Here is a 6374-nt window from a genome sequence, read left to right on the forward strand (position 1 = left end):
CGCCGCCCCGGCTCAGCCCGATTTGGTGAGCTCGCCCTCGTGTTCCCGCGCCTCTTCGGCGGCCTGCGCGGCGGCGCACTTCGGCGAAAGGCGCTCGCGGATCGCGGCGCTGATCTCGCCCAGCGCGGCGACCTGCTCGGGCGTCAGCGGGTCGAAAAGGCTCTCCCGGACGGCCTCGACGTGGCCCGGCGCGGCCGCCTCGAGCGCGGCGAAGCCTTCCTTCGTGAGGACGGCCCAGGCACCGCGCTTGTCGGTCGGGCAGGCTTCGCGGCGCACCCAGCCGTTGGCCTCCAGCCGTGCGACGGCGTGCGAGAGCCGGCTTCGCGACGCCTGCCGCGCGTCGGCGAGCTCGCTCATCCGCAGCCGGCGGCCGGGAGCCTCCGAAAGGGACACGAGGACTTCGTAGTACGTGTGCGGCATGCCCGAGTCGTGCTGCAGCTGGCCCTCGAGGTGCGCGCTGAGCATGCGGGTGGCCGCGTTGAACTCACGCCAGACGCGCTGCTCGTCGTCGCTGAGCCATCGGGTTTCGGACATAGCCCCATCATACCCGCGGTTGAACACTCAATTACGGTTTGACGGTTACGGCGTTCGAGGGGTTCACCAGGCGTCGGCGAGCAGGTCCCGCGTCTCGCCGAGCAGTTGGGGAAGAACCTTCGTCTGGCCGATGACCGGCATGAAGTTCGCGTCGCCGCCCCAGCGCGGCACCAGGTGCTGGTGCAGGTGCGCCGCGATGCCCGCGCCCGCGATCACGCCCTGGTTCAGGCCGATGTTGAACCCGTGCGCGCCGGACACCGCCCGGATCACCTTCATCGCGTGCTGGGTGAACTCCGCGACCTCGCGCGTCTCCTCGACCGTCAGCTCGGTGTAGTCCGCGACGTGCCGGTAGGGCACGACCATCAGGTGCCCCGGGTTGTACGGGTACAGGTTCAGCACCGCGTACACGCCTTCGCCGCGCGCGACGATCAGGCCCGTCTTGTCGTCCAGCGACGGGATGCGGCAGAACGGGCAGCCGGCGTCCTCGTCGTCGTCCGGCTTGTCCTGGCCCTTGATGTAGGCCATCCGGTGCGGGGTCCAGAGGCGCCGGAACGCGTCCTGGACCCCGATCCCCTGCTGCTCGACGAGCTCGGGACCGTCGCTCACCGAACGACCGTCTCCAGCGCCTCGGCCGACGGCGACGCGTTCTCGCGGCGCTCGATCCAGCCGGCGATGGCCTCGACGGCGTCGGCCACCGGCACGCCGTTGATCTGGCCGCCGTCGCGGAAGCGGAACGACACCGCGCCCGCCTCGACGTCCTTCGCGCCGGCCAGCAGCATGAAGGGCACCTTCTGCGTGGTGTGCGTGCGGATCTTCTTCTGCATGCGGTCGTCGCTGGCGTCGACCTCCGCGCGGATCCCCTTGGCGCGCAACGCCTTCTCGACGTCCTGCAGGTACTCGACCTGGTCGGCGGTGATCGGGATGCCGACCACCTGCACCGGCGAGAGCCACGCCGGGAACGCGCCCGCGTAGTGCTCGGTCAGCACGCCGAAGAACCGCTCGATGGAGCCGAACAGCGCGCGGTGGATCATCACCGGGCGCTGGCGCGAGCCGTCGGGCGCGGTGTACTCGAGCTCGAACCGCTTGTTCTGGTTGAAGTCCAGCTGGATGGTCGACATCTGCCAGGTGCGGCCGATCGCGTCCTTGGCCTGCACCGAGATCTTCGGGCCGTAGAACGCCGCGCCGCCCGGGTCCGGGACCAGCTCGAGGCCGGAGTCGACGGCGGCCTGCCGCAGCGTCTCGGTGGCCTCCTCCCACTCCCAGTCCTCGCCGATGAACTTGTCGGAGTCGCCGCGGGTGGACAGCTCGAGGTAGAAGTCGGAGAGGCCGTAGTCGGCGAGCAGGTCGAGGACGAACTTCAGCAGCGAGCGCAGTTCGCCCGGCATCTGCTCCTTGGTGCAGTAGATGTGCGAGTCGTCCATCGTCAGCCCGCGGACGCGGGTGAGACCGTGCACGACACCCGACTTCTCGTAGCGGTAGACGGTGCCGAACTCGAACAGCCGCAGCGGCAGCTCGCGGTAGGACCGCCCGCGCGAGCGGAAGATCAGGTTGTGCATCGGGCAGTTCATGGCCTTGAGGTAGTAGTTCTCCTCGTCGAACTGCACCGGCGGGAACATCGTGTCCGCGTAGTACGGCAGGTGGCCGGAGGTGTGGAACAGCTCGCCCTTGCTGATGTGCGGGGTGTTCACGAACTCGTAGCCGGCCTCCTCGTGGCGGCGGCGCGAGTAGTTCTCCAGCTCGCGGCGGATGATGCCGCCCTTGGGGTGGAACACCGGCAGGCCGGAACCGATCTCTTCGGGGAAGGAGAACAGGTCCAGCTCGGCGCCGAGCTTGCGGTGGTCGCGGCGCTCGGCCTCGGCGATGCGCTCGAGGTACGCGTCCTGCGCCTCCGCCGACTCCCACGCCGTGCCGTAGATCCGCTGCAGCTGCGGGTTCTTCTCGCTGCCGCGCCAGTACGCCGCGGCGACGCGGGTCAGCTTGAACGCCGGGATGAACTTCGTGGTCGGCACGTGCGGACCGCGGCAGAGGTCACTCCAGACACGTTCCTTGGTGCGCGGGTCGAGGTTGTCGTAGATGGTGAGCTCGCCCTCGCCCACCTCCATGACCTCCGAGGTGTCCACTTCGGACTTGAGGTCGACCAGCTCGAGCTTGAACGGCTCGTCCGCCAGTTCCTTCTTGGCCTCGTCGACGGAGTCGAAAACGCGGCGGGAGAACTGCTGGGCGCCCTTGACGATCTGCTTCATGCGCTTTTCGAGCGCCTGCAGGTCCTCCGGGGTGAACGGGGTGTCGACGGCGAAGTCGTAGTAGAAGCCGTCCTTCACCGGCGGGCCGATGCCGAGCTTGGCGCCCGGGAACTGCTGCTGCACGGCCTGGGCGAGCACGTGCGCCGCCGAATGGCGGATGACGCTGCGCCCGTCTTCGGTGTTCGCGGCGACCGGTTCGACCTCGGCGTCGGTTTCCGGCGCCCAGGCGAGGTCGCGCAGCTTCCCGTCGGCGTCGCGCACGACGACGATCGTGTCCGCGCCCTTGGTCGGCAGCCCGGCTTCACGGACGGCCGCGCCCGCCGTAGTGCCCGCCGGTACCACCACGCGGGAGGCGGCCACGGGGGAAACGGGGGGCGACTGGGACACGATCGGCTCCTCAAACTGGAGTGACAAAGATGACGTGCTCGATGCTAGTCGGCGGCCCGCGCGCGCCTCACCGCGCGTCCGGGAACGCCGAACGGGCCGCCCCCGGTTCCGGAGACGGCCCGCCCGATCACGTCAGAGGGTCTCGACGACCTGGTCGAAGTCCAGCCGCGGCAGGCGGTCGAACCACGGGTTCTCGCCCGGCTTGCCGACGTTGACGACGACCAGCGAGCGCCACTTCTTGTCCGCGAAGAACTCGTCGTCGACACCGGCGGCGTCGAAGCCGGTCATCGGCCCGGCGGCCAGGCCCGCGGCGCGGACGCCGATGATGAAGTAGCCGACCTGCAGCAGCGAGTTCAGCTTGGAGAACTCGACGCGGCCCTGCTCGTCGGAGAAGTTGTCCTTCACCTGCGGGGCGTGCGGGAAGACCTGCGGGATGTTCTCGTGGAAGTCGACGTCCGCGGCGAGCACGACGGTCAGCGGGGCGGCTTCGGTCTTGTCCCGGTTGCCCGGGGCCATGTGCGGCAGCAGGCGGGCCTTCGCCTCGGCGGTGCGGAGCACCAGCGCGCGCAACGGCTGGGTGTTCATCGACGTCGGGGCCCACTTGACGAGGTCGTAGATCGCGCGGACCTGCTCCTCGGTCACCGGCTCGGAGCTGAAACTGTTGGCCGTCCGCGCCTCGCGGAAGAGGAGGTTCTGGACGTCCGCGGGGACCTGGAGGCCTTCGGTCTGCTCGGCAAAGGTGGTCATGGGGCTGGGCTTCCTTCCGTTGGGTCGGTTACCCCGCACAACCAGGTTGAGCGTTGAACTATTTCGCGTTCAATCAGTTGCGTGGATCACACGCGCGCACGAGCCGCGACGAACCGTCACCCGACCGGGCACCGCCCCGGAACGGACACGGCCGCCGACCCCCCGCGGTGGGGATCGGCGGCCGTGGTGCGCGGCGCGGCCGGACGGGTCAGTAGGCGCCCTGCCCGCCCATGACCGCGCGGAAGGTCTTCCAGAGGATCACCAGGTCCAGGGCCAGCGACCAGTCCTCGACGTAGCGCAGGTCGAGCCGGATGCTCTCGGCCCACGTCAGGTCGCTGCGCCCGCTGACCTGCCACAGGCCGGTCAGCCCCGGCTTCACCAGGAGCCGGCGGCGGGCGTCCGGCGCGTACTGGGCCGTCTCCTCCGGCAGCGGCGGCCGCGGGCCGACGAGCGACATCTTCCCGGAGACGACGTTGAACAGCTGGGGCACCTCGTCGAGCGAATACCGGCGCAGGAAACCACCCACGCGGGTGATCCGCGGATCGCGCTTCATCTTGAACAACGGGCCCGCACCCTCGTTGTCCGCTTCGAGCGTCTTCCGGATTTCGTCGGCGTTGGTGACCATCGTGCGGAACTTGAGCATCGTGAACGTCGCGCCGTCGCGGCCGACGCGGCGCTGGCGGTAGATCACCGGGCCGCGGTCGTTCAGCTTGATCGCCAGCGCGATCACCAGCAGCAGCGGGGAGATCAGGGTCAGCAGCAGCGCCGAGCCCGCCCGGTCCACGATCTCCTTCACCACGCGGCGGCCGCCGGTGAACATCGGTGCCGTGACGCGCAGCAGGGGCATCCCCAGCACGCCGGTGACGTTGAGCCGCGGCCCGGCGACCTCCATCAGCACGGGGGCCACGACCATCTCCGCGCCGGTGCCCTCCATGTCCCAGGCCAGCCGCTGCAGCCGCTTCGGCGTCCAGTACTGGTCGGCCGTGATCGCGACGACGCGGTAGCCGCCGCGGCGCACGTACCGGGAAAGCTCCTCCAGCCTCCCGACCACCGGGACACCGTCGATCTCGCCGCTGTCGCGGTCGGCGCCGTGCCCGGTGAATGTGCAGGCCGCCTCGACGCGCCACCCGACGTGCACCTCGGACTTGGTGCGCGCGATCAGGTCGGCGACGGTATCCGGGCTGCCCGCCGCCAGCACCGGCAGCAGGCAGAGTCCCTTGGCGCGCTTGCGGTGCAGCACCTGGCGCAGCAGGTAGCGCTGCGGGAACGCGACGAGCGCGATCGCCGGGACGACGATGAACACCCAGACCTGGACCTCGAGCGCACCGAACAGCAGCCCGCCCAGCGCGACCAGGACGGCGGCGGTGATGAAGCCGCGGCCGAGGGTGCGGTACTCCTCCGCGCCCTCCCCCAGCACGCGCGGGCTCCACGCCCGGCTGACAGGCAGGGAGACGAAGATGGCGAGCATCGTGCCGAAGGCGTGCATGTCGTGCGGGGCAACGCGATCGATGACGAACGCGCTGATCGCGATCACCAGCAGCGTGATGAAGACGTCGCTGCCGATCACCCAGGCTCTGTATCGGGCCTCCCAGGCCGCCGGCAGGGCTCTCGGGGACGGCGTGTCGGCCGCTTCGGCCGGCTGCTCGTCCCGCTGGGCGGGTCGGGGAATGGCCTGGAGGTCGATGTGCGGCGGTGGCTGGCTCACCGTGTAAGACGGCCGCACCGACTCTTCCATCTGACCTCCCGGATCAGGGATCGGGTTTGGATCTGCGGGCACGCAGCGTCACCGAAAGTGATTTCGGAGCGTCATCACGACTCGGGTCTCACGCGGAGCCAGCAGAGGCTTCACACGGCAAGGTATCGGCGACCCTCTCAGCATCGTTACAAGGATTTCCAGCCACATGCAGCGCGTGTTTCCCGCCAGAAAATGGCCGCAACATAACAAGATGATGACGATGCGTAATAGGGCGTATCCCCGGAAAAACTACGGAATGTAGCCAATGGAGCAATACCCGCACCCGGGTGGACCCACGCTCTTCCGAACGGCCGAACGGGCCCGGCGAATCTACTGTGGACACTGCGGCGGACCACCGGTCCACAGTGGACCACAACCGCACTGCGGCCGGGTTTTCGCGGACACTTGTCGATCAAGCAGTGACGTACGACGCCAATTCGTCACACGAGCGGGTTTCCGTCACAAGTCCCCCGGCCAGGACACCCCGAGCACCACGGCAAACCTCCCACGGCAAAGATTCGACAGAAGCCCGCCGCAACGACAGCCTCCAGAGGAAGCTTCCAGTAGCCGTACGGCGCGGGCTGGAACCAGCCTCACCAGGAGATACGGAAGATCCGAACGGACCGTTCACTCCGCTTAAGTGGTGACGAACCCCACAGGCCGACCACACGCGGGGGGTCCGGGGGGCTCGCCCCCCGGCGGGGGCGTGGGGGCGCGGCCCCCACAGG

The 6374-nt window shown here is 69.2% G+C and carries 5 protein-coding genes; all 5 read right to left on the reverse strand.

What is annotated here, in order from left to right; genetic code table 11:
- Positions 1-12 precede the first annotated feature (12 nt).
- Entirely contained in the window at positions 13-534 is a 522-nt protein-coding gene (locus tag ACWEN0_RS48920; protein WP_451988607.1) for a MarR family winged helix-turn-helix transcriptional regulator, read from the reverse strand.
- A gap of 63 nt (positions 535-597) precedes the next feature.
- Entirely contained in the window at positions 598-1140 is a 543-nt protein-coding gene (locus ACWEN0_RS48925) for an HIT family protein (protein WP_451988608.1), read from the reverse strand.
- Positions 1137-3164, reverse strand: a complete 2028-nt coding sequence (gene thrS / locus ACWEN0_RS48930) for a threonine--tRNA ligase (protein WP_451988609.1) — start codon at positions 3162-3164, stop codon at positions 1137-1139. Before thrS ends, ACWEN0_RS48925 begins: the two co-directional genes overlap by 4 nt.
- A gap of 132 nt (positions 3165-3296) precedes the next feature.
- The gene (locus tag ACWEN0_RS48935) at positions 3297-3911 is read right to left on the reverse strand and encodes a malonic semialdehyde reductase (protein ID WP_451988610.1); all 615 of its coding nucleotides are present in this window, start codon (positions 3909-3911) and stop codon (positions 3297-3299) included.
- A 208-nt stretch (positions 3912-4119) separates the two neighbouring features.
- On the reverse strand, positions 4120-5646 hold the full coding sequence (locus ACWEN0_RS48940) for a sugar transferase (protein ID WP_451988611.1): 1527 nt from the start codon (positions 5644-5646) through the stop codon (positions 4120-4122).
- Positions 5647-6374: the final 728 nt, after the last annotated feature.

The sequence above is a fragment of the Amycolatopsis sp. NPDC004378 genome (genome assembly GCF_053602455.1).